Here is a 22,772-nt window from a genome sequence, read left to right as displayed (position 1 = left end):
ACATGACTTCAATCAGCGATTCTCAGAACGAGCTCCAGGCGCTCATCGGCGACGACTACCGGCTGCAGTGGATCGTCGGTCACGGAGGCATGTCCACCGTGTGGCTCGCCGACGACGTCGCTGGGCAGCGCGAGGTCGCCATCAAGGTGCTGCGCCCGGAGTTTTCCGACAATAACGAGTTCCTCTCCCGCTTCCGCAACGAGGCGCTCGCCAGCGAGAACATCGACTCCGACAACGTGGTGGCCACCTACGACTACCGCGAGGTCGAGCACGCAGGCCGCACCCTGTGCTTCATCGTCATGGAGTTCGTCCGCGGCGAGTCGCTGGCCGACATGCTCGTGCGCAAGGGCTCGCTTCCCGAGGATCTCGCCCTCGACGTGCTCGAGCAGGCCGCGCATGGCCTGAGCGTCATCCACCGGATGGGCCTGGTCCACCGCGATATCAAACCGGGCAACCTGCTCATCACTCAGAACGGCCAGGTCAAGATCACCGACTTCGGCATCGCCAAGGCCGCGGCCGCCGTTCCGCTCACCCGCACCGGCATGGTCGTGGGAACCGCCCAGTACGTCTCCCCGGAGCAGGCTCAGGGCATGGATGTCACCGCCGCAAGCGACGTCTACTCCCTCGGCGTCGTCGGCTACGAGATGCTTGCCGGCGAGCGCCCGTTCAGCGGCGATAGCTCGGTGTCCGTGGCCATCGCCCACATCAACCAGGCCCCGCCCGCGCTACCCACCTCGATCAGCGCCCCGACCCGCGAGCTCATCGGGATCACCCTGCGCAAGGACCCCGACGCCCGCTACGCCGACGGCAACGAGATGGCGCTGGCGGTCTCCGCCGCGCGCCTCGGCCAGCGCCCGCCGCAGCCGAAGTCCGCGGGCCTCAACCGCATCGCCCCCACCCCCTCGCCTACTGCCTCCACCCAGGCGCTCGGCGACGAGGCACAGCCGACCACCGTCATCCCGGCGGCGGGCTCGGCGGGCACGGCTGGTGCCACGGAGGCGTCTGAGGTCGCGGCCGGGGCGGCCGCCAACGCGGCAGCCCGGCGCGCCTCCGCGACGCCGGTCCCCGCCAAGACCCCCACGAAGAAGAAGTCGGGCGGCCTGTCCATCGGGTTGCTCGTCGCGCTCATCGTCGCAGCCCTTGTCGCCCTCGGCGTCTTCGCCGCGAGCACCGGCTTGTTCGGCACGGGCAGCAACACTCCCACCACCGACCCGGCGACGATCACCGCAACCGTGACGGAGACCCCGACCACCCAGAAGAATGCCACCACTCACCAGGCGCCGACCCGTACCTATCAGGCACCTGAGCAGACCACCCCGGAGACCACCCAGGAGCACTCCTCGATGCTGCTGCCCTCCGCGACGGTCGACGACAACCCGGATTCTGCCAGCACCGTCGTTCTGCCCGAACCCACTGCCGGAAACGGCACGGGCAACCAGACCCCCGTGGTGACCATCCCTAACACGATTTCCATCCCGACCGCGATCAACCTGCCCAACGGGGCAGGAACAGCAAACACAGGAGTAGGCCAGTGAGTGAGCTCATCGCGAACCGCTATGACCTAGGCGAGGTGATCGGCACCGGCGGCATGTCAGAGGTGTACATAGCCAAAGACACCCTCATTGGCCGCGAGGTGGCGATCAAGATGCTGCGCCCCGACTTGGCGCGCGACATCAACTTCCGCGAGCGTTTCCGCCGCGAAGCCCAGAACTCGGGCCGCCTCAACCACCCCGCCATCGTGGCCACCTACGACACCGGGGAGACCGACCGCGACGGCGTCGGCACGCCGTACATCGTGATGGAGTTGGTCCGGGGCCGCACCCTGCGCGACATCATCCGCGAGGACGGACGCTTCACGCCCACGCAGGCCGCGCACACGCTCATCCCGGTGTGTGAGGCGCTGCAGGTCAGCCACGACGCGGGCATCATCCACCGCGACATCAAGCCAGCGAACATCATGATCACGAACACCGGCGCGGTGAAGATCATGGACTTCGGCATCGCCCGCGCGATCGGCGACGCCACCTCGGCGATGACGCAGACCTCGGCGGTCATCGGCACCGCCCAGTACCTCTCCCCCGAGCAGGCCCGCGGCAAGGGCGCCGATGCGCGCTCAGATGTCTACGCCTTAGGCTGCGTGCTCTACGAGATCATCACCGGCAAGCCGCCGTTCGAGGGCGACACCCCCTTCGCCGTCGCCTACCAGCACGTGCAGGAGGACCCGCAGCCGCCGAGCGAGCTGCTCACCGACCTCACCCCGACCGCCGCGCTCAACGTCGACGCCGTCGTGCTCACGGCGCTGGCCAAGCACCCCGGCGACCGCTATCAGTCGGCGAACCAGTTCGCCGAGGATCTGCGCCGGCTCGAGCGCAACTCCGTCACCGAGGCCGCCCGCCACTACGTCAAGCCGATCGAGGACGCCCCGACCCAGATCGTGCCCGCCCCCGTGGTCGCCCCGACCACGGTTTCGCCCGCCGAGTCGCCTGCTACGAGCGCCGCCACGGCAGAGCCTGCGGCGGAGGCCGCCGAGGCCAGCGCGAACGAGGAGGACAAGCCTAACCACAAGGTGCGCAACGCGCTCGTCGCGTTGCTCGCCGTGCTGGCCCTAGGCGGTGGCGGCATCGCCGCGTACGACTACGTCTCCAACAACGGCTTCAGCTTCAATCGCTCGGGCACGATGGTGACGGTTCCGGACCTCGCCAACCAGGCCCAGACCGACGCCGTCACCCAGCTGCAGAACCTCGGGCTCCAGGTCACCGTGACCGAGGAGGCCAATCCCGACATCGCCCGCGGGCTCGTGATCCGTACCAACCCGGCATCGGGGTCGTCCGTGCAGTCGGGAACCACCATCACCTTGTACGTCTCCTCGGGCAAGGAAATCACCGACGTGCCCGACGTGCGCGGCATGAACACCTCCGAGGCGGCCGCGGCGCTCGAGAAGGTCGGGCTCCAGCTGGATTCCACGGTACACGAGACCTCCTCCCAGGACGTCGCCCCGGGTGGGGTGGTCGACCAGTCCCCGGCCGCGGGTGCGCAGGTGTCCAAGGGAACGAAGGTGACCATCACGGTGTCCACCGGCGCGGAGCAGCAGCGCATCCCCGTCGTGACCGGCATGAAGTGGGACCAGGCCGAGGGCAACCTCACCTCGCTCGGCTTTACCCCGGTGGTGCAGTACGTCGACTCCACCGAGCCCGAGGGCACGGTCATCTCCGTCGACGGCGAGGGCAACCAGGCCGCGGTGGGCACCCAGGTGGCGGTGCAGGTCTCCAACGGCCAGCTCATCAACATCCCGACGATCACCCGCAAGAACGTCAACGACGCCCTCGCCGCCCTGCGCGCCGCGGGGTGGACCGGCACGAACGACCAGCTGCAGATCGGCCAGCCCGTGAAGACGGCGGCGCTCGTGGATCAGGGGCTCATCGCATCCCAGGACCCGGCAAGCGGCGGAACCGTCCGAAAGAACGGCAACGTGGTGGTCAGGCTCTACGAGTTCGACCTCCTCGCGATCAACCCCGCCAACTAACAGGCGCCGGTCCGCGCAAGCACTACTTGCGCTGGCCAGCGCCTCGCGGCTGGTATATTGTCCCTTACACCAACTGAATTCAGTTTTTTACGCGTATCCCTGAAGGATTGTTATGCCAAAGTCAAAGATCTCCGCGAGCTCCGTCCCGCACTCCTCGAGCGCGAGCAACCGCACGCCGGTCAAGATCAACTCCTCCGGCACCCCGATGTGGTACAAGATCATCATGTTCGGCCTCATGCTGGTGGGGCTCGCGTGGCTGATCGTCAACTACCTCGCTGGCGAGGACATCGCACTCATGACCAACCTGGGTCCGTGGAACTACGCCGTCGGATTCGGCGCGTTCATCCTGGGTCTGCTCATGACCATGGGTTGGCGCTAAGCCACAGCCTCCGCCACCAAGCCAGGGCCGTCTGCATCGCAGGCGGCCTTTTCCCATGCCCACCGCCCCGCCTTATCGGGAAACACGACGCGACAATGTTTAATTAGTTCCGATTCCTTTTGTTTTATTGGGTTTCGGCTTAGACTGGGGCCATGGCTAACTTGCTCTTCGACCTCTACGGAGTCCTCATCAAGCACCGCACCGATGGCGTCCGGCGGGACGTCGACAAGCGGCTTGGCGTGGACGAGAACCACCGCGACGCACTCTGGGACGCCTACCACCGGCTGCGCGAGCCGCTGGACCTGGGCGCGATCTCCGACCAGGAGTGGTGGGCCACCGTCGCACGCACCGCGGGGCTCGAGGATTTCCCCATCGAGGAGGCCATCCAGGCCGAGAAGGACACCCTGCTCATCCCCCACGAGGACGCGGTTTCGCTCGTCCGCGAGCTCATCGCGCAGGGCCACACCGTGGGCGTGCTCTCCAACATCCCGCACGTGCTCGCCGAAGGCCTCGTCGACAAGCATGCCTGGTTCAAGGAGTTCCACTCGGTGACCTTCTCCTGCGACATCCACGCCGTGAAGCCCGATCACGCGGCGTACGCCCGCGCGGTCGCGGACCTAGGCACCAAGCCGTCGGAGACGATCTTCTTCGACGACACCCTCGGCAACGTCGAGGCCGCCCGCGCCTTCGGCCTCCGCGCCGTTCACTACACGGGCGTGCAATCCATCACGGACGCCCTCGCCTAGCACCTTGCTTGTCGACGCCTACGGCCACGCGCCCTAGGACTTGGCGAGGAACTTGTTGTCCGGGTCGCTCGACAGGCGCGCGCGATCGTGCGGCAGCTCCCACCCGGACTGGTCCGGCCCCTTCGGGATGATGGGCTCGCCCTCCCCGATGACGCCCTCGCCGCCGAAGTAGCCCTCCTTGATGGCCTCGAAGTCGGTGGTCGAGCCGAAGCCCGGGGTCTGATAGAGGTCGCGGGCGTAGTCCCACAGGTGGTGGAAGTCCACGAGCCGCTGGCGGTTGGCCTTGAACCCACCGTAGTAGGCGGCGTCGAAGCGGGCGAGCGTGACGTACAGGCGGATGTCGGAGTCGGTGATGTAGTCGCCCCAGAGGAAGCGCTTCGTGGCCAGGCACTCCTCCAGCTTGTCGAGCGCGGCGAAGAGGTTGTCGTGGGCCGCGTCGTAGGCGGCCTGCGTGGTGGCGAAGCCGCACTTGTACACGCCGTTGTTGACGTTGTTAAACAGCCACTCGTTGAACTCGTCGATCTGCTCGCGCTTGTCCGCCGGGTAGAGGTCGGGGGCGCCTGGCGCGTGGAGCTTCTCCCACTTGACCTCCAGCTCGTTGGTCATGCGGTGATAGTTGTTGTTGACCACCTTTCCGGTGGTCACGTCCACGATGGCGGGCACGGTGCCGCGCTTGGAGTAGGTGGGGTCGGCGGCCTCGTAGGCCTCGATGAGGTACTCGATTCCGAGCACCGGGTCCTTGTTGCCCTCGTCGAGGTAGAAGCGCCAGCCGTTGAGCGTGCGCCGCGGGCCCGCGACCCCGACGCTGATCGCGTCTTGCAGCCCGAGCAGCTCGCGGGCGATGAGCTGGCGGTGCGCCCAGGGGCAGATCTTGGCCACGATGAGCCGGTAGCGGCCCGCCTCGACGGGCAGCTCGCCCTCGCCGTCGCCGAAGGGGGTGGTGAAGGAGTTCTGCTGGCGGGTAAATCCGCCGTGTCCGTCGGTTTCCTTGGTGCGTTCGCTGATTCCCATGATTGTTAGTCCTTGAAGTCGTAGTAAATCTTTTCCGGGGTCCGCGAGAGCGCCTCGCGGCCGTGCGGGGTGAGCCAGCCGGACTCGTCCGGGCCCACCGGGGTGATGCCGAACTGGCTGCGCACCACCGGGATGGAGTAGTAGTGGCGCTTGATGTGGTCGAAGTCGGTGGTCGAGCCGAACCCCTTGGTCTGGTACAGGTCGCGGGCGTAGCCCCAGAGGTTGGGGAATTCGGTGAGCCGCTGGCGGTTGCAGTGGAAGGCCCCGTGGTAGGCGGCGTCGAAGCGCACGAGGGTCACGAACAGGCGCACGTCGACGTCGGTGATGCGGTCGCCTAAGAGGAACCGGCGGCTGCCAAGCCGCTCCTCGATCGCGTCCAGCGCGGAAAACAGCACGTGGTAGGCCTCTTCGTAGGCCTCCTGGGTCCGCGCGAAGCCGCACTTGTACACGCCGTTGTTGATGTTGTGGAAGATGAAGTCGGCCAGCTCGTCCATCTCCGCGCGCAGCCGCTCGGGGTAGAGGTCCGGCGCGCCCTCGGCATGGAAGGGGCGCCACGTGGTCTCCCAGTAGTGCGACAGCTCGTGGTAGTCGTTGTTGACTACCTTTCCGCTTTCGATGTCGATGACGGCGGGCACGGTCGGCCGGCCGTCGAAGTCGGGATCGGCGGCGAGGTACGCCTCGCGCAGCTCGTGGATGCCGAGCACCGGATCCACCCCACCCTCGTCGAGGTTGAACTCCCACGAGCGCTCGCCGCGGATCGGGTCGACGACGCCGACGCTGATCGCGTCCTCGAGCCCTAGGACCTCGCGCACGATGAGCTGGCGGTGCGCCCACGGGCACAGCTTGCCCACGATGAGCCGATACTTCCCCGCCTCCGCGGCAAAAGGCGCCGTAAACCGGTTGCTCTGGCGCTTGAACTCGCCCTTTGCTCCTACTTCTTTGGCCAGGTGGTCTGCTTTTTGCTTGTCGACGCCCATGGTTTCCTCCTCTAGGATTCGGTGGTCGCCTCGGCGGCGATGTCCTTGCCGCGGGTTTCTGGGATGGTGAGGGTGACCAGCAGCGACACGATCACGGCGAGCGTGACGTAGACGCCGAAGGCCTGCGGGCTCCAGCGGTCGCCGATCCAGGCCTGGAGCGCCGGAACGGTGCCGCCGAAGATGGCGGTGGCCAGCGCGTAGCTGAACCCAACCCCGATGGTACGGATCGAGGTGGGAACCAGCTCGGCCATGAGCGCAGGCAGGATAGCCAGCGGCCCGGACAGCAAGATGAGGGAGACCCCCATGGCAACGAGCATGTGCTGCCAGGAGCCGTCGAGGTAGCGCATGAACACGTAGGTTGAAAGCGCGATACCGACGAACCCGATGTAGAGGACCGGCTTGCGGCCGATGCGGTCGGAGAGCTTGCCCCACAGCGGCAGGGCGATGATTGCGAGCAGGTTGGCGGCGACGGCGGTCCACATGGTGTGGGTCGGGTTGGCCTTGAGCACGGAGATGTGGAAGCCGGAGATGGCAGCCCAGTTCTGGAAGGCGATGGTGATGCCGAGGGTCAGCCCGATGATCTGCAGCGACGGGCGCCACGAGCGCGCCATCTCCTTCCACACGTTCGGGCGGACCGCGTCTTGTGTGGCCTCCTCGAAGACCTCGGTATCGTTGAGCCGCCACACCGAGTACAGGGCCGCGAGGCTGCCGAGGCCGCCGACGATGAACGGCACGCGCCAGGCCCAATCGACGAGCCCCTCCTTGCCCACCGAGGAGGTCAGCACCGCACCGAGCAGCGTGGCGATGAGTCCGCCGACCATGATGGAGACGTAGATGAGGCTGGACAGCGCCCCGCGGTTGTCCTTGGTCGAGCGCTCGGCGACGTAGGCACCGGCGGCGGGCTGTTCGCCGCCGTGGGCGATGCCCTGAATGACGCGGGCGACGACCAGCACGATCGCCGCGCCGACGCCCACCTGCGCGTGGGTGGGTGCCGCGGCCAGCAGCGTGGTGCCGATGAGCGCGGTCAGCGAGGTGAGGAAGAGCGAGACGCGCCGGCCGCGCTTGTCTGAGATGTAGCCGAACAACAACGACCCGATCGGTCGCGCGATGAAGCCGACGGCGAAGACGATGAGCGAGTTGATAAACGCCTGGTTGTCACTGCCTCCCGAACCGAAGAAGGAGACGGCGAAGAAGGCGGCGAAGGTGGAGTAGACCGACCAGTCGAAGACCTCCATGGCGGAGCCGATGAGCGCCCCGCCCACCTTCTTGTTGCTGGGAGCGGCGTCCACCTTGTCGATGACCTGCTGGGACATGGGATTCACATTCCGTTTCTAAACTAATTTGTTCATAAGTGATAGACCTAGCTGTCTATCATGAGACCCCAAGAACACTACGCTCCGGCCGCCGCAATCGGAAGCCTTTGAAAAAGTCGACTTCATCACACCTTTGTGACACATCACCTAGCGGCCCCGCGGGCATACCCCCTCCCCCTCATTCATTGGCGAAGCCAACGATCGACCCCGCACCACTATCCCTTCCCCGCCATACTCGCCATCCACCGCTGTGCACTCCACAGGGGACGAGTTATCCACAGGCTGTGCACAAACCTGTAGAAAACTCCCCCGCCGCGTCATCCACAGGGTTTATGCACAGCCTGTGGATGACGTTGTGCACTTCTTCCCCACCTGCGGCTTTGTTCGAATGCTCTGATAAACGCCCAGTTCGCAGACAACTCCACAGTGTCAAATTCGAATTACAAGAATGTATTTCCAGCCGTGTAATTATCCACAGTGTGGATAACTCCTGTGGATAATCTCGGTTGTCCACATCCGCCGCGCGCGCTCCACAAGAATGTGTATCTTCGGTGAATAACCTGTGAATGACGAAGCTTTCTCGATTCACATCCGGCCCGAGTAAAGCATCCGGGCTTGATGAGGACGTCGCCCGTCCCAGCCCGCCTGTGGATACACTCCCCGGGGGTATCACCAGCGAAGCGTCGACAAGCACAAAAAGCGCCTCCCGCTCAATCACGGGAGACGCGACCGCACGAGTTTTTCACAACCCGATAGCCTGATGCCCCAAGTGCGTGCCGACGTACCAAATGCCCGCCCACTCGGCAACGAAGAAGACCACGAGCAACGCCTTCCGCCCCGCGACCAAGGGCCACGACACCAACGCGCCCGCGACGAGCCCGCCGACGTGCCCCCACAGCGAGACGCCGCTGGCGATGAACGAGTACCCCAGGTTGACCGCGATGAGCGCGAGCGGGGCGCGCACGTCGGCGCGGGTGCGCATGGCGATGACCAGCAAGACCGCCATGAGCCCGTAGAGCGCGCCCGAGGCCCCCGCGGTCGGCGCGAGCGGGTCGGCGACCATCACCATGAGCGAGGCTCCCACCCCGCTGATGAAGTACGCGGCGAGAAACATCGCCGTGCCTAGGTAGCGCTCGACCTCGCGGCCGAGGAAGAAGATCATGATCGTGTTCATCACGAGGTGTGCCGGGCCCACGTGCAGGAACATCGCCCCCACCGCGCGCAGGAGGTTGAGCGGGTCGTGCATGACCGGGGCGAACAGGATCCACGAGTCGGCCAGCGCGGAGAACGACAGGTTCTCCGCCACCGAGCCCGACTGCGCCGCCGTCGCGATAAACACGGCGACCGTGGCGATGCAGATCCCCACCGTGCCCGGCGCGCCGCGGGTCTGCCGGGCAAGGGTCTGGTTGAGCGTCACGCGGGGCCTCCTTGGGGTGCGGTGTGAGACAGGAAAAGCCCCAGAAACCTCCGCTGGTTCCTGGGGCTTTCGCGCGCTTCGGTCACGAAGCGCCGAGAATTACTCGGTGATCTCGATGGACTCGATCACGACCGGCTCGACCGGGCGATCCATGCGATCGGTGGCGGTGGAGGCGATGGCGTCGACGACCTTCTGGGACTCGGCGTCGGTGACCTCACCGAAGATGGTGTGGTGGTTGTTCAGGTGCGGGGTGGGAACAACGGTGATGAAGAACTGGGAACCGTTGGTGCCCGGGCCCGCGTTCGCCATGGCCAGCAGGTAGGCGCGGTCGAAGCGCAGCTCCGGGTGGAACTCGTCGGCGAACTGGTAGCCGGGGCCGCCACGGCCGGTGCCGGTCGGGTCGCCGCCCTGAATCATGAACCCGTCGATCACGCGGTGGAAGATCGCACCGTCGTAGAACGGGCCCTCGTTGGTGCCCTGGGCGTTCGGGGTGCGGTAGTCGGCGGAACCGTCGGCCAGGGTGACGAAGTTCTCGACCGTCTTCGGCGCGTGATTGCCGAACAGCTCGATCGTGATGTCACCGCGGTTCGTGTGCATGATTGCGGTAGCAGTCTTAAAACTCATGGGTTCTATCTTAGGCAAGGAATGCGAAAGCTCGCTACGCTGGGTAATTAAGCACCCTATTTTTAAACACACCGAAACCGAGGAGACGCTCATGGATTCCAGCACGATCCGCGGTGCCATCACCGTGGCCAAGAAGGCCTATGACACCTACGCAGATTACCGTGATCGCAAGACCAGCGAGACCTACGAGGCGCTGCTCAAGGCGGCCGACTCCTACGACTCCGTGGCGGACTCGGTAGCCCAGTCGGTCCGCAAGGGCCAGGAGAACGTCGCGGGCTTCTACCAGGACTCGTCCAAGCAGGTCGCCACGCTGTCCGACCAGTACCGCAAGCGCCTCGAGGCCGCCCGCGCCCAGGCCGAGGCCCGCCGCGACGAGGTGGTCAGGGAGGCCAGCGCCTCTCTGAAGAAGGCGCGCAAGCAGGCCCCCAAGGACGCCAAAAAGCTCGTGGCGCAGACCGAGAAGAAGCTCAATGCCAAGCTCGGCCGCAAGCAGAAGCCGGGCGTGGGCGCCCGCGTCGCCCAGGTCGGCCTCGTGGGCGCCGTTCTCGCCGCCATCGCGGCCGTCGTCTACGTGGTGCTCGGCAAGCGCAAGAAGGCCGTCGAGGCCGAGCCGCCGCGCGTGGAGGACTACCCCGACTCCCGCCTCGTCTACTCCACCCAGACCCCGACCGAGGACGAAGACGAGGCCAAGGTCGCCTCGCCTGAGGAGGGCGTGACCGAGCGCGACGAGGAGCTGCTCGACTCGCTCGAGGAGCAGCTCAACAAGCACCAGGCCGAAGACTAGGCTGAGGTCGCAGCGGCGCCCCATCACGGGGCGCCGTTTTTCGCTTTCCGACGCCTATCGGCCCCCGCCGACCGGTCCCGGGGGTGCCCGTGACCTGTGCTTTCAATCTTGATGCATCAAGAATCTTGCCCGGGAATCGGGCGGGCGGGCAAGATGAAGCCCGAGCGCGAGACGTGCTCTACGTCATATTTTCTACCCTCGCGGGGCTTCTTTTTCATGTTTGGACTTCCCCTTCTCACCGTCGCCATCTTGGGTGCCGTGGGCATCTTCTGGATCCTGTACACCGCGGTGTTCATGTTTGTCAGCCGCGACTGGGCCGCGGAGGAGGAGCAGTGAACACCGCGATCGCCTTCCTCGCCGGCTACTTCCTGCTCATGCTCGCCATCGGCGTGTGGGCCGCGCGCCGGTCCTCCGACACGCAGGAGGACTTCCTCCTCGCCGGCCGCAGCCTCGGCCCGGCCGTGACCGCGCTGCGCCTGCAGTCCTCGTCGATGTCCGGCTACATGTTCCTCGGCGCCGGTTCGCTCGGCTACACCCAGGGCTATTTCGGCATGTGGTACGCGCTCGGCGACCTCGGCGGCGGCGTCTTGAACCTGTCCACCATCGGCCGACGCATGCGCAGGCTCTCGCAGCTGTTCGGCTCGATCACCTCGATCGAGTACCTCGGCCACCGCTACGCCTCGGGCTGGGTGCGCCTCGTCGCGGCCATCATCGCCTTGTTCGGCCTCTTCCTCTACCTCCTCGCCCAGTTCGTGGCGGGCGGCTCCGGGCTTTCGGCGGTCACCGGCATCAACTTCGAGGCCGCGCTCCTCGTCTCCGCGGGCATCATCATCGCCTACACCTTCCTGGGCGGCTACCTGGCGGTGGCCTACACCGACTGCGTCCAGGCCATCATCATGGTGGTGGGCATGGTGTGGATCCTCATCGCCACCCTGAGCCACGTCGGGGGCCTTGAGGCCGGAAACGTAGCCGTCGGCAAGCAAAATGCAAACCTGCTTTCCATGTTCGGCGCTAACCTGCAGTACCAGGGCCAATGGGGGATCATCCTGGGCGCGCTGCTGATCTTCTCGATCGGCTACATGGGCTGGCCGCACGTGGTGGTATCGCACATGGCGATGCGCTCGCCGCACGTGGTGCGCAAGGCGTCGGTGTACTCGATGATCTTTAACTTCCTGTTCATCCCAAGCCCCTACCTCATCGGCGTCATGGCCCTTCTCATCGTGCCGGGGCTTGACAACCCGGAGCTCGCGCTGTTCGAGGTGTCGAAGGCGGTGCTGCCGACCTTCGCCGTCGGCATCGTCATGGCCGCGGTGATGGCGGCGATCATGTCCACCGCCGACGCCCTGCTCCTGCAGGCCTCGACGATCGTCTCGCGCGACCTGCTCGGCCGATTCATCCCCGCCACCTACACCGACCGCGCGCTTGTGACCGTCTCGCGCGCGACCGTGCTGGTCATGAGCCTGGGCGCGGTGGGGCTGGCGCTGTGGCAGCCGCCGAGCGTGTTCGCCATGGCCATCTACGCCACGACCATCCTGGGCAGCTCGTTCGCGCCCGCCTACATCTGCGCCGTGTGGTGGAAGAAGGCCAACGCGGTCGGCGCGCTCGCGTCCATGATCGCCGGCGCCGTGGCCAGCGTCTCGTGGGACATCGTGGGGCTCACCGACGCCACCGGGCTCGACCCGATGGTCGCGGGCCTCGGTGCCTCCACGCTGGCGATGGTGGCAGGCTCGCTGGCCTCGCAGCGCACCCACCCCGTGCCCGGCGGCGTGGTCCGCGCCATGGAGCTCGCCGCCGGCTCCTCGAGCGAGGACGCCCAGCTGCTGCTGCAGATGCCGCGCCCATGATGCTGCCGATCCTCGTCGACGAGTACGAGGCCGCCGCGATCGCGGGCGCGCCCGCCAGTTCGGGCGTGTTGTACGCCTATCCCCTGCTCGGCGCGGTGTTTTCGGTGACGGGTGCCCGAGGCCCGGCGCGGCGGCTCCTGGGTTGCCTCGCCCACGCGATCGTGGACAAGCAAACCGGCCGCGCGCAGACATCCGACCCGTGGACGCTGGTGCCGGTTCCCGAACACGCCGTGTTGCAGGAGGTTTCCTCGCTGCCTAGAAGGCAGTTGCTTTCCGACGCCTACGGCGTGGTCTCCCTGCGCCTGCGCAAGACCTGGAAGCTGGCCTCGCGCATCGAGCTGGAGGTGGCGGAGGTCATCGACCCGCTGTACAAGCCGAACTGGCTGTTCGAGGCGGGCGGGCGCAGGGTTTTGGTGGACGGTGTGACCGGTCGCTTCGCCGCGACGAGCCCCTAGCACATCGGTGTCCGGTGCGCGCGGCGGGCGTTGGAAAGGCGCCGTTTTCTGTGGATAACTTTTCCTCTGGTGGGGTTATCCACAGAAATCGGCGTGTTGAGATTTCGGGGGTTGCCGGGTGTTGGGTGGGTTGTTAGCTTTCGGGGCATGAATCCGCTTGACACCCTCGCCGCGCTTTTGAAAGCCCCCATGGGGCTCATCCGCGCAGCCACCGGGAAAAGCCGCGCAGAACTTTTTCACCTCCTCCCCCACGACACCGCCGCCACCTTGTATGCCCTCACCGCGGTCTACGGGTCCACCACCGACCCAGCGGCAGTCATCTGCGCGAAGGCCATCGAGGACAACCACCACAGCCTCGACACGCTTATCGTCATCGAGAAACTAGCCAAAAGGGTCAAAAGCAGCCGCAAGAAATGGCAGCTGCGCCGCCTTCTATGCCACACAAAGGGTAATCCGAAGCAGATCAAAAAACGCGGCCTTACCCTGCTCGTAGAACTTGCCACACCCCGCACCAGGAAACTAGGGGTGTCGGTGAGCCGGTACAGTGACCAACTCTGGTCGATGCGGATCACCGGACCCGCCGCCATCATCGCCAGCTTGTACGACCCGGTCAAAAACGCCGACGACCCCGTCGATGCATTGCATCAAGCAGTCACCGGTGGAAGATCGGTGGAAACGATCCTGCGCCCGATTGTCACCATCCCCCTAGACAAAGCCGACACGGTGTTAGACGGTACCGGGGACGAGACCGTGTTTTCCTGCTCCGACGGGGTGACACGTACTAGTTGTGAGATCGTCGGCGCCAGGCTGGATGACCACTGGGGGTTCGCGCTGATCCACCCGGTCGAAGGACCAGTGGACTTGGTGCGGTCGAAGCGGTTTGCCAACACCAAGCAGCGGGTGTTGGCGGCGGTGGAAAACCCGACCTGTGCGTGGGAAGGGTGCAACAAGCCTGCTGATGAGTGCCAGGTTCATCACCTCCTGCCGTGGCAGTACGGTGGGCACACCACCAGCTCGAACCTGACAACCTGCTGCGCGTACCACAACGGGGTCAACGACGATGACCCGGCAGCACCTGGCACCCGCGGCCGGTTAGAACGCGTCGACGGCACAGTCCGCCGCGTGTACCACTAACACCCCCAACAACGCCGAAAAGGCGCGCTGGCACACGCCAACGCGCCCCACAGCCATGCCCAAAAACGCCTGCCTACTCCTGACCTTGGACGTAGGTCACGTGTGTCTCCACGAACTCCATGATGCCGTGCTTGCCGTCGGCACCGCCGATGCCGGAGTTGCGGCGCCCGGCGTGGAAGCCCTGCATCGCCTCGAAGTGCTCGCGGTTGATGTAGGTCTCGCCGTAGAGCAGCTCGCGCGACGCCTTGAGCGCCTTGTTGAGGTCGTTGGTGAAGATCGAAGACGTCAGCCCGTACTCGGAGGCGTTGGCGATCTCGATGGCCTCGTCGAGGTCTTTGACCTTCACGATCGGCGCCACCGGCCCGAAGATCTCCTCGCGCGCGATGCCCATGTCGCGGGTCGCGCCGGTGAGGATGGTCGGCTGGTAGAAGTTGCCCGGCCCCTTGTCGGTGGCGGGCCCACCACCGGTGGCCACGGTGCAGCCGGCCGCGACGGCGTCCTTGGCCATGCCGTCGATGTCGCGCAGGGCCTGCGCGGTGATCAGCGGGCCCATGTCGAGCTCGTCGGTGGCGGAGGTGTCGCCGTAGCGGGTCGCCTCGAACTTGCTGACGAGCTTATCGACGAGCGCATCGTGGACGGACTCCTGGACCAAGATGACCTCCGCGCAGTTGCACACCTGCCCCGTGTTGATGACCCTCGAGTTCCAGATGGCGGTAGCCGCGAGCTCAAGGTCGGCGTCTTCGAGAACGATGGCCGGAGCCTTGCCGCCGAGTTCGAGGTTCACGCGGGTGAGCGTGTCGGCCGCCTGCGCCATGATGCGCTTGCCGGTGCCCACCGAGCCGGTCATGGAGATCATGTCGATGTCCGGGTGGGTGGTCATGGCCTCGCCGACGACCCGGCCCGACCCGCCGACCATGTTGAAGACTCCGGCCGGCAAGCCAACGGCGTCGACAAGCGTGCAAAACTCGAAGGCGTTGATCGGGGTCTCGGCCGACGGCTTGAGCACAATCGTGTTGCCGGTGAGCAGCGCCGGGGCCATCTTGCGGGCGATGAGGAAGAACGGGAAGTTCCACGGCAGGATGCCGCCGACCACGCCGAGCGGCTGGTAGGTCAAGAAGATCATTTCGTTCTTGCGGTCGGACGGGATGACCTCGCCCTCGATGCGGCGTGCAAAACCCGCCATGTAATCGAGGTAGTCGGCCGTGAAGGTGACCTCCACCGTGGCCAGCGCGCGGATCTTGCCCTGCTCCTTGACGAGGTAGTCCGCGAAGCGATCGATGTTCTTGCGCAGCTCGGCCGCGATCGCGGTGAGGTACCCCGCGCGCTCGATCGCCGAGCGCGCGGCCCACTCCTTCTGCGCGGCCTTGGCGGCGGCGACCGCCTGGTCGACAGCCTCGGCGTCCGACGCCGGAGTCTGCGCGAGCAGCTCGCCGTTGGACGGGTTCGTGACGTCCTGCAGCGCGGGGGCCGCGACGAAGACGCCGTTTATGTAGTTGCGATAAGTGGTGGTCTTGGATGCTCCTTATCTTGAGCCGTCGTGAAGGGCTAAATGTTAGCCACTTCACTCGATTATCCTCCCGCGATCCCGATCACGCTAGGAAGGCGTGAGCGTTCGCATGAAAAAACGCCCGCGTCCTAGAGCTGGACACGGGCGCTTGTCGGCGGGGCTAGCGCGCCAGCTCGTGGCTGAGCGCGTCGAGCTCTCCCCCACCGGCCATCTGCCGGGTGAGCTCCTCGAGGGTTACCTCCGACTTCGGTGCATCGAGGATCTGGCGACCTAGGTTGAGGATGGTGAAGTGGTCGCCGACGAGGTAGGCGTGGTGCGGGTTGTGCGTGATCAGCACGACGCCGATGCCGCGGTCGCGGGCGGCCGCGATGAACCGCAGCACCATGCCCGACTGCTTCACGCCGAGCGCGGCGGTCGGCTCGTCGAGGATGATGACCCGCGCGCCGAAATACACGGCGCGGGCGATCGCCACCACCTGGCGCTGGCCTCCGGAGAGGCTCGCGACCTCCACGTCCACGTCGGGCAGGTCGATGCCCATCGTGAGCAGCTGCTCGCGGGTGATCTGCTTCATCTCGTCGGTCCTCAAGGTCCCGAAGCGCCCGGTGAGCTCCTGGCCGAGGAAGAAGTTCCGCCACACCGACATCGACCCCACGACCGCCAGGTCCTGGTAGACGGTAGCAATCCCGTGGTCGAGCGCGTCGCGGGGACTGGTGAGCACCGTAGGCTGGTCGTCGATAAGCAACTGCCCGCTGGTGGCCTGATGCAACCCGGCGAGCACCTTGATCAGCGTCGACTTGCCCGCGCCGTTGTCGCCGAGCACGCACGTGACCTCGCCCGCGGAGACGGACAGGTCGACCTTGCGCAGCGCGTCGAAGCTGCCGTAGGATTTCGTGATTTCTTTTAGTTCGATGATCGGCATGGCTTAACGCTTACTGGTGAGGTTGGCGAACGAGGTGTTGGTGAAGACGGCGAACAACAGCATCGCGCCGAGGAAGAACTTGAACCAGTCCGGGTTCCAGCCCGCGTAAACGATGCCCTGGTTGGTCATGCCGAAGATGAGCGCGCCGATCGCGGTGCCCAGCGCCGTACCGCGGCCGCCGGTGAGCGCGCAGCCGCCGATGACGGCCGCGATGATGTAGAGGAACTCGTTGCCGATGCCCTGGCCCGCCTGGATGGAATCGAACGCGAACAGCGTGTGCATGCCCACGAACCACGCCGCGAAGCCGACGAACATAAACAACGTGATCTTCGTGCGCCGCACCGGCACGCCCACGGCGCGCGCGGCCGCCTGGTCGCCGCCGACCGCGAAGATCCAGTTTCCAAAACGCGTCTTGTAGAGCAGGAACGACGCGAGCGCGACGAAGCCCAGCCACCAGAACACGGTCGCGCGCACGCTCACCGAGCCGATGTGAACCGTTCCAGCAAACACGGCGTGCGCGGAATCGAAGCCCGCCATGTCCGCGATCGAGGGCGTGGCCACCTGCCCCGTCACCAACTTGGTCACGGCGAGATTGAGGCCCTGCAGCATGAGGAACGCCGCCAGCGTGATGAGGAAGCTGGCGATACCGGTGCGCGTGACGAGGTAGCCGTTGAGCGCGCCGATCCCCAGCGACATCGCCAGCGCGATCGCCGCGCCCACCCACACGTTGAGGTGCAGGTTGTAGTTGAGCATCGTCGCGGCCAGCGCCGAGGAGGTCACCGCCACGCCGGAGCTTAAGTCAAACTCGTCGCCGATCATGAGCAGGCCCACGGCCAGCGCCACGATGCCGAGCGTCGAGCTGGCGTAGAACACCGTGGAGACGGCGTCGAGCGAGCGAAACGCGGGCGCCACGGTGAAAAACAGCACGAAGATGAGGATGGCGCCGAGCAGGCTGGCCAGTTCCGGGCGCCGGATGAGCTGGGACAGCCCCGAGCGGGTCCGCAGGCGGTCCTCGCCGTTTTCTTGCTTGTCGACGGCCAAAGGCTTTTCGCCTAGATCCGCCGCGTCGCTCATCGAAGACCCGCCTTCGCGGCCTCGGAGATGGTGGCCACGTTGGAGGAGTCGACGAAGCTAGGACCGGTGTAGACCGGGCGGGCGCCACCGATGGTGGAGCCGTTGCGCTTGGCCAGCCACAGGGCGTCGATCGCCATGTAGCCCTGGAGGTAGGGCTGCTGGTCGACGGCCCAGGCGATGCGGCCGTCGGCGATGGCGTCCACGAGCTCGGAGTTGGTGTCGAAGGTGGCGATCTTGGCGGTGGAGTTCGCCTGCTTGACCGCGTCGATGGCGCGCATGGCAACAGGTGCCTGCAGGCCCATGACCCAGTCGATGGTTGCGTCCTGCGACAGCTTGGCCTGCATGGTGGCCTGGGCCGCGGTGAGGTCCTGGCCGTTGACGTAGAGCGTCTCGACCTGACCGCCGGAGGCCTTCAGCCCGTCGGCAAGCCCGGCGCAGCGCGACTCCTGGGAGGAGTTGCCCTGCTCGTGGATCACGCACACGACGTGTTTGGCACCCTCGCCAGCCAGGCGCTCGCCCGCCTTGGTGCCGGCGACCTTCTCCTCCTGGCCGAAGAACGCGGAGATGCCGTAGTTCTGGTAGGCGTCCATGCCGGCGTTGAGGCCGACGGTCGGGATGCCCGCGTCGACGGCCTTCTTCGCCGCTGGGCCGATGGCATCGGCGTTCGGCAGGGTCACGGCGATGCCGTCAACCTGGGAGTCGATGGCCGACTGCACCAGGTTCGCCTGGTTCGGCGCCTGCGGGTCGCTGGAGTAGCGCAGCTCGATGTTGTCCTTCTTCGCCGCGTCCTCGGCGCCCTTGCGGACGAGATCCCAGTAGGTATCTCCCGGCGCGCCGTGGGTGACCATGGCCACCACGTAGCGGGGGGTGTCCACGCCGCCAGCGGTGCCGCTTTCATTGTTCGAAGTGGGGGAGCCACCCGTGGAGGAGCAGGCGCTGAGCACTGCCACGAGAACGCCGGCAGCGGCCGTCTTTAGTGTCCGGGAAAGTTTTTTCACAATTGCATAGTCGCCCACTACCCCCAGTGCGGTCAAACCATCTGACCTGCAAGTTTATCGATTAAGTGTTGTTAAGCTGGGTGTAAAGAACCGAAAGCTGTGAAAAACATCGCTGGCCAAACGTGGGTAATTTTCCACTTTTTGCATTCAGCTAGCGGGCCATTTCCTCCCCCATGGGTAGGGGATCAGGCGCGTAGCGTCGACAAGCAAATGCAAGTGGGGAACTATTCTTGATAAGTATGAGCGCACCGACCTCGCTGCCCGCCTGGGCCAATCACGTCATGTTCTGGCACGTCTACCCGCTGGGCTTTTGCGGGGCGCCGATCTGGGACCGCGGCCCCGGCACCGACCAGCCGCCGCGGCTGAACCTGTTGATCGAGCAGCTCGACTACCTCATCGGCCTCGGCCTCAACGGGCTCCTGCTCGGCCCCGTGTTCGAGTCCGCCACCCACGGCTACGACACGATCGACTACTTCGCGGTGGACCGCCGGCTCGGCACCAACGAGGACATGCGCCGTCTCATCAACGCCTGCAACGAGCGCGGCATCAAGGTGATCTTCGACGGCGTCTTCTCGCACGCCGCTGCCTCGTTTGTGCGGCCAGAGCTGCTAGATTCCAGCGAGGTATTCGAGGGCCACGGCGACCTCAAGCGCTTCGACCACGCGCTGCCGGAGGTGGCCGAGTTCGTGGTCTCCGTCATGAACCACTGGCTCGACCAGGGGATCTCCGGCTGGCGGCTCGACGCCGCCTACTCCGTCTCGCCAAAGTTCTGGGCGCCGGTGCTCGCAGCGGTAAAGAAGGAACACCCCGACGCGCTCATCCTGGGCGAGGTCATCCACGGCGACTACGCGGCGATCGTCGCCGAGTCCGGGATGGACACACTCACCGAGTACGAGCTGTGGAAGGCGACGTGGTCCTCGCTGAAGGAGGCCAACTTCTTCGAGCTCGAGTGGACGCTTGGCCGCCACAACGAGTTCCTCGACGCCTTCGTGCCGCAAACGTTCATCGGCAACCACGACGTCACGCGCATCGCCACGCAGGTCGGCCGCGACAAGGCTTTGCTCGCCGCCACCATCTTGTTCACCGTGGGCGGCATCCCGAGCGTCTACTACGGCGACGAGCTGGGCTTCGAGGGGCTCAAGGAGGAGCGCTTCCGCGGCGACGACGCCATCCGGCCAGCCTTCCCCTCGACGCCGGAGCCGAACGAGGTAACGAACGCGTACAAGGCGCTGATCGCTTTACGACGCGCGCAAGCGTGGCTCATCGAATCCCGCACGGAGGTGACCGACATCGCCAACGAGTCGATCACCTACCGCAGCTTCAGCGGCGACCGGGAGCTCTTCGTCTCGCTCGACATCAGCGGCCCGGCGCAGGCGACCATCACCGACCCCTTCGGCGCGGTGCTGTGGGCGTACCGGGCTACGGGCAACGGCAAACTCGCGCGGTGAGGAATTCGAGGACGTCATCCGCCGACGTCAGCGGGGAGTCATAATGGCCCTATGAATAAACCAGAAGTGGTCAAGACATATGCCGTCGACCTCACCCGCATCGGCCCCACCCACTACAAGGCCACCAACGCAGCTGGTGACAGCGTCGAGTTCGGACAAGGCGAGGGGCTGCTTTCCCCGGTCGAGCTGCTGCTCGCCGCGATCGCCGGGTGCTCCTCCATTGATGTCGACGTCGTCACCGGCAGGCGCGCCGAGTCCGAGGCGTTCAGCGTCCACGCCGAGGGCGATCGCGTCAGCGAACAAGGAGCATCCCGGCTTTCTTCGGTGCGCCTCGGCTTCGACGTCACCTTCCCCGACACCCCCGAGGGCCGCCAGGCCCAGTCGATGGTCGGACGACTGATCGCCATTTCCCACGACAAGGACTGCACCGTCTCGCGCACGGTGGAACACCCCACCGAGGTGACCTTCACAGATCTCAACGCCTAGGCGTTCTTATTGCGTGCAATAAGAAGGTTAGATGATCGCCGAGTAGAGGTCCGTGCGGACCTCGTCGACGGGTACCTCGCTAGGCATGGTGAGGTAGTCCTCGCAGGTCCACTCCCCCGCCTCGTACCCGGCCCGCGCGATGAGCGTGCAGAACTCGCCCCAAGCCCCACCGAGCTGCTCGTAGCCGCCGGTCAACTCGGTCTTGATCGCCCGGGTCTCAGCGAACTCTAGGATCTCCACCCCGCGAGACGAGTACTCTGGCACCAACTCAGCGACCCGGGTGCGCGCGGCCGGATCAATGACAAAGGCTGCGGTGACGTCGAGGGTGGCGCTCGGGGCCGAGAAATAGTAACCGCGCACTGCCACCGGTACGGCCTGCGCGCGGCCTAGCACCTCACCGAGTAGCTCATAGGACCGTGAGAAAAAGTCGCCGACCTCTACGATGGGCACATCCTCCCGAATGGCAATGGCGACGTGGGCGGGGAACACGAAGGGTTCTGAGATCTCCATGCTCCCCATTATCCGGAGGGATGTCCCCGCTAGCTAGGAAGCGGAGCTGGTCGACGCGGTCCGCTGCGACGCCAGGTAGTCGGTGCGCTGCTGAATGAAGCTGGCCAGCGTGTCGGCGTCGGTGTTGATCTCGTCCTGGCTCAGCCCGTCGGTGGCGGGCATCTGGGTGCGCAGCTGGTCCACGACGCCCGCGAGCGCGCCGTTGCCGTAGAGCTGGTCGTAGAGCTCCCAGTACTGCTGCTCGTAGATCGCCTTGAACTTCGAGGAGGCGAGGAAGCGCTCCTTGAGCGTGTCGGCGCCTGTAGACATGCCGCCGCTCTTTCCACCCGGCGCGGCCTGCTGACCGTTTTGATCCGTTTGCTCGGTGGGCGCCTGCTGGTCGGTGGACGTCTGTTGGTCAGTTTGGCCAGCCGCTGCCTGCGCGCCAGGTGTCTGTTCAGGCTTCCCGCCGCCCATGCCCATCGAGGCGGTGGAGTCGGGGCTGAGCTCAGCGTTTCCTTGCATCGACATGTCCATGTCCCAGGCAAGAACGGACAGCTTCTTCGTGCTGTTGTCGTACCAGAGGTAGTAGTTGCGGCCCGGGCCAGCCATGTCGTCGGAGTTGACGAGCAGGTTCTGCGTCGCAATGTATTTCGCCAGGCTCTCCACGTCGACGTACTTGTCCAGGTTGTCCTCGAACTCCTGGTCGTCGGCGGAGTCGAGCCACTTCACAAAGTCGATGATGGGCTGCTCGTTGTCGTCGCCGTTTTGCTGCTTGAACTGGTCCGTGTAGGTGTCCTCGTCGTCACCCTGGTAGGTCAGGGAGCTGGAGGCGTCGGCCTTGTACAGGATGCCGTCGCCGAGGCGCGCGGCGTAGTACTCGTCGGGGGTCTCCAGAACGATGCGGGTCAGGGTGCTGCCGCCGTTGACCGAGTAGGTCACGTAGGAGTAGCGCTGGGTGGCCTGATCCGTCATGGACAGCGCAGACAGGGCGGTCGCCTCGTTGAGCGACGGGATACCGGAACGCAAGGACAGCTCGGACATGCCCTGATAGAGCTGGCCGTCCACGTACTTATCAAACTTGATGAGCAACGGCAGCGTCGTCGGGTCGCTGGCATCGATGGTGCTTCCCGAGCGGTTTCCCATCCCCTGCGGGGGGTTCGCGGCGTTGTTGTTGTCGCTTGCCGACGCTTCGTCGGTGGCCGCCTGGTCCTGGTTGGCCTGCCCCTGCGGGGGCTGCCCGCCGCCAGGGGTGTTTCCGCTCAGCGACATGAGCGAGGAGTTGCCCTTCAGCCGCACGCCGACGTTCTTGATCTCGGTGCCGTCGATGGTGATGTCCGCGCTCACCCAGGTCTTCTCATCGTCATTCTTGTAGGCCTCGAGGATCTTGTCGATGTCATCCTGGCTGATGTTGAGCGAGATCGTGTGGCTGGCGGACGCATCGAACAGGTCGGCGCTGTCCTTGCCCACGTCGGTGGTCCCGGCCAGCGCGGACTCCGAGGATGCGGAGCTCGTGTTCGAAACGATCGGGTCGGTGCTGCAGGCGGCGACACTCACCACCATCGCGGACGCAAAGATGCCCGCGAGGGCCTTCCTTCGCAGGCTTACAGGCTTAGCCATTCGTGTTCCTCTCATTGCCTTGAC

General features: G+C 65.6%; 21 protein-coding genes. 10 read left to right on the top strand and 11 right to left on the bottom strand.

Features of this window, described 5'->3' with window-relative positions:
- Positions 1–2 precede the first annotated feature (2 nt).
- From B843_RS00225 to B843_RS00210, 4 genes are all read left to right on the top strand, one after another.
- Positions 3–1,535 carry a serine/threonine-protein kinase gene (locus B843_RS00225; RefSeq protein ID WP_025251518.1) on the top strand — a complete coding sequence of 511 codons (1,533 nt, stop codon included), beginning with the start codon at positions 3–5 and terminating at the stop codon, positions 1,533–1,535.
- A complete protein-coding gene (pknB, locus tag B843_RS00220) occupies positions 1,532–3,523 on the top strand; it encodes a Stk1 family PASTA domain-containing Ser/Thr kinase (RefSeq protein ID WP_025251517.1) in 1,992 nt (663 codons plus the stop codon). The genes B843_RS00225 and pknB overlap by 4 nt, the downstream gene beginning before the upstream one ends.
- 112 nt (positions 3,524–3,635) lie before the next feature.
- Positions 3,636–3,902, top strand: coding sequence for a cell division protein CrgA (crgA, locus tag B843_RS00215; protein ID WP_025251516.1), 267 nt, complete (start codon positions 3,636–3,638; stop codon positions 3,900–3,902).
- Positions 3,903–4,054: 152 nt separating this feature from the next.
- Positions 4,055–4,648, top strand: a complete 594-nt coding sequence (locus tag B843_RS00210; RefSeq protein ID WP_025251515.1) for an HAD family hydrolase — start codon at positions 4,055–4,057, stop codon at positions 4,646–4,648.
- Positions 4,649–4,681: 33 nt separating this feature from the next.
- Here the strand turns inward: B843_RS00210 and B843_RS00205 are convergent, their stop codons facing one another.
- The 5 genes from B843_RS00205 to B843_RS00185 form a co-directional block, all read right to left on the bottom strand.
- Complete coding sequence (locus B843_RS00205) at positions 4,682–5,659, bottom strand: glutathione S-transferase family protein (protein ID WP_025251514.1); 978 nt, start codon at positions 5,657–5,659, stop codon at positions 4,682–4,684.
- Positions 5,660–5,664: 5 nt separating this feature from the next.
- On the bottom strand, positions 5,665–6,636 hold the full coding sequence (locus B843_RS00200) for a glutathione S-transferase family protein (protein WP_025251513.1): 972 nt from the start codon (positions 6,634–6,636) through the stop codon (positions 5,665–5,667).
- Positions 6,637–6,647: 11 nt separating this feature from the next.
- Positions 6,648–7,949, bottom strand: coding sequence for an MFS transporter (locus B843_RS00195; RefSeq protein WP_051483413.1), 1,302 nt, complete (start codon positions 7,947–7,949; stop codon positions 6,648–6,650).
- Positions 7,950–8,691: 742 nt separating this feature from the next.
- Positions 8,692–9,366: a rhomboid family intramembrane serine protease gene (locus tag B843_RS00190; protein WP_025251512.1), complete on the bottom strand. Its 675-nt coding sequence runs from the start codon at positions 9,364–9,366 to the stop codon at positions 8,692–8,694.
- 99 nt (positions 9,367–9,465) lie between these two features.
- A complete protein-coding gene (locus B843_RS00185) occupies positions 9,466–9,990 on the bottom strand; it encodes a peptidylprolyl isomerase (RefSeq protein ID WP_025251511.1) in 525 nt (174 codons plus the stop codon).
- A 91-nt stretch (positions 9,991–10,081) separates the two neighbouring features.
- Here B843_RS00185 and B843_RS00180 point away from each other — a divergent pair, with 91 nt between their 5' ends.
- The 4 genes from B843_RS00180 (at position 10,082) to B843_RS00160 (ending at position 14,207) form a co-directional block, all read left to right on the top strand.
- Entirely contained in the window at positions 10,082–10,774 is a 693-nt protein-coding gene (locus tag B843_RS00180) for a hypothetical protein (RefSeq protein WP_025251510.1), read from the top strand.
- 332 nt (positions 10,775–11,106) lie between these two features.
- On the top strand, positions 11,107–12,618 hold the full coding sequence (locus B843_RS00170) for a sodium/proline symporter (RefSeq protein WP_025251508.1): 1,512 nt from the start codon (positions 11,107–11,109) through the stop codon (positions 12,616–12,618).
- Positions 12,615–13,073, top strand: a complete 459-nt coding sequence (locus B843_RS00165; RefSeq protein ID WP_025251507.1) for a hypothetical protein — start codon at positions 12,615–12,617, stop codon at positions 13,071–13,073. Before B843_RS00170 ends, B843_RS00165 begins: the two co-directional genes overlap by 4 nt.
- A gap of 147 nt (positions 13,074–13,220) precedes the next feature.
- The gene (locus B843_RS00160; RefSeq protein WP_025251506.1) at positions 13,221–14,207 is read left to right on the top strand and encodes an HNH endonuclease; all 987 of its coding nucleotides are present in this window, start codon (positions 13,221–13,223) and stop codon (positions 14,205–14,207) included.
- A gap of 73 nt (positions 14,208–14,280) precedes the next feature.
- Here the strand turns inward: B843_RS00160 and aldA are convergent, their stop codons facing one another.
- The 4 genes from aldA to B843_RS00140 form a co-directional block, all read right to left on the bottom strand.
- Entirely contained in the window at positions 14,281–15,666 is a 1,386-nt protein-coding gene (aldA, locus tag B843_RS00155) for an aldehyde dehydrogenase (protein WP_244877379.1), read from the bottom strand.
- A 208-nt stretch (positions 15,667–15,874) separates the two neighbouring features.
- Complete coding sequence (locus B843_RS00150; protein WP_025251503.1) at positions 15,875–16,633, bottom strand: ATP-binding cassette domain-containing protein; 759 nt, start codon at positions 16,631–16,633, stop codon at positions 15,875–15,877.
- A 3-nt stretch (positions 16,634–16,636) separates the two neighbouring features.
- Positions 16,637–17,707 (bottom strand): ABC transporter permease, encoded by a 1,071-nt coding sequence (locus B843_RS00145; RefSeq protein WP_025251502.1) that lies wholly within the window; start codon positions 17,705–17,707, stop codon positions 16,637–16,639.
- A complete protein-coding gene (locus B843_RS00140) occupies positions 17,704–18,708 on the bottom strand; it encodes a sugar ABC transporter substrate-binding protein (protein ID WP_449720061.1) in 1,005 nt (334 codons plus the stop codon). Before B843_RS00140 ends, B843_RS00145 begins: the two co-directional genes overlap by 4 nt.
- Positions 18,709–18,944: 236 nt before the next feature.
- On the opposite strand from B843_RS00140, the gene B843_RS00135 reads away from it, so the two are divergent.
- Both B843_RS00135 and B843_RS00130 read left to right on the top strand, forming a co-directional pair.
- Entirely contained in the window at positions 18,945–20,153 is a 1,209-nt protein-coding gene (locus tag B843_RS00135; protein WP_025251500.1) for an alpha-amylase family glycosyl hydrolase, read from the top strand.
- A gap of 51 nt (positions 20,154–20,204) precedes the next feature.
- Positions 20,205–20,639, top strand: a complete 435-nt coding sequence (locus B843_RS00130) for an OsmC family protein (RefSeq protein WP_025251499.1) — start codon at positions 20,205–20,207, stop codon at positions 20,637–20,639.
- Between the two features lie 27 nt (positions 20,640–20,666).
- Here B843_RS00130 and B843_RS00125 read toward each other — a convergent pair whose 3' ends face one another.
- Together B843_RS00125 and B843_RS00120 are read right to left on the bottom strand one after the other, a co-directional pair.
- Complete coding sequence (locus tag B843_RS00125) at positions 20,667–21,149, bottom strand: hypothetical protein (RefSeq protein WP_034651248.1); 483 nt, start codon at positions 21,147–21,149, stop codon at positions 20,667–20,669.
- 33 nt (positions 21,150–21,182) lie between these two features.
- Complete coding sequence (locus B843_RS00120; protein ID WP_197020826.1) at positions 21,183–22,748, bottom strand: CotH kinase family protein; 1,566 nt, start codon at positions 22,746–22,748, stop codon at positions 21,183–21,185.
- Positions 22,749–22,772: the final 24 nt, after the last annotated feature.

The organism is Corynebacterium vitaeruminis DSM 20294, assembly GCF_000550805.1.
GTDB lineage: Bacteria > Actinomycetota > Actinomycetes > Mycobacteriales > Mycobacteriaceae > Corynebacterium > Corynebacterium vitaeruminis.
This window is presented reverse-complemented; position numbering and strand designations above follow the sequence as displayed.

What these genes read in the sequence shown, in the direction of transcription:
- B843_RS00200 (WP_025251513.1), bottom strand. Translation starts at nt 6,636, where the DNA reads ATGGGCGTCGACAAGCAAAAAGCAGACCACCTGGCCAAAGAAGTAGGA.
- B843_RS00160 (WP_025251506.1), top strand. Translation starts at nt 13,221, where the DNA reads ATGAATCCGCTTGACACCCTCGCCGCGCTTTTGAAAGCCCCCATGGGG.
- B843_RS00150 (WP_025251503.1), bottom strand. Translation starts at nt 16,633, where the DNA reads ATGCCGATCATCGAACTAAAAGAAATCACGAAATCCTACGGCAGCTTC.
- B843_RS00145 (WP_025251502.1), bottom strand. Translation starts at nt 17,707, where the DNA reads ATGAGCGACGCGGCGGATCTAGGCGAAAAGCCTTTGGCCGTCGACAAG.
- B843_RS00205 (WP_025251514.1), bottom strand. Translation starts at nt 5,659, where the DNA reads ATGGGAATCAGCGAACGCACCAAGGAAACCGACGGACACGGCGGATTT.
- B843_RS00185 (WP_025251511.1), bottom strand. Translation starts at nt 9,990, where the DNA reads ATGAGTTTTAAGACTGCTACCGCAATCATGCACACGAACCGCGGTGAC.
- B843_RS00225 (WP_025251518.1), top strand. Translation starts at nt 3, where the DNA reads ATGACTTCAATCAGCGATTCTCAGAACGAGCTCCAGGCGCTCATCGGC.
- B843_RS00130 (WP_025251499.1), top strand. Translation starts at nt 20,205, where the DNA reads ATGAATAAACCAGAAGTGGTCAAGACATATGCCGTCGACCTCACCCGC.
- B843_RS00165 (WP_025251507.1), top strand. Translation starts at nt 12,615, where the DNA reads ATGATGCTGCCGATCCTCGTCGACGAGTACGAGGCCGCCGCGATCGCG.
- B843_RS00195 (WP_051483413.1), bottom strand. Translation starts at nt 7,949, where the DNA reads ATGTCCCAGCAGGTCATCGACAAGGTGGACGCCGCTCCCAGCAACAAG.
- B843_RS00125 (WP_034651248.1), bottom strand. Translation starts at nt 21,149, where the DNA reads ATGGAGATCTCAGAACCCTTCGTGTTCCCCGCCCACGTCGCCATTGCC.
- B843_RS00210 (WP_025251515.1), top strand. Translation starts at nt 4,055, where the DNA reads ATGGCTAACTTGCTCTTCGACCTCTACGGAGTCCTCATCAAGCACCGC.
- B843_RS00120 (WP_197020826.1), bottom strand. Translation starts at nt 22,748, where the DNA reads ATGGCTAAGCCTGTAAGCCTGCGAAGGAAGGCCCTCGCGGGCATCTTT.
- B843_RS00135 (WP_025251500.1), top strand. Translation starts at nt 18,945, where the DNA reads ATGAGCGCACCGACCTCGCTGCCCGCCTGGGCCAATCACGTCATGTTC.
- crgA (WP_025251516.1), top strand. Translation starts at nt 3,636, where the DNA reads ATGCCAAAGTCAAAGATCTCCGCGAGCTCCGTCCCGCACTCCTCGAGC.
- B843_RS00180 (WP_025251510.1), top strand. Translation starts at nt 10,082, where the DNA reads ATGGATTCCAGCACGATCCGCGGTGCCATCACCGTGGCCAAGAAGGCC.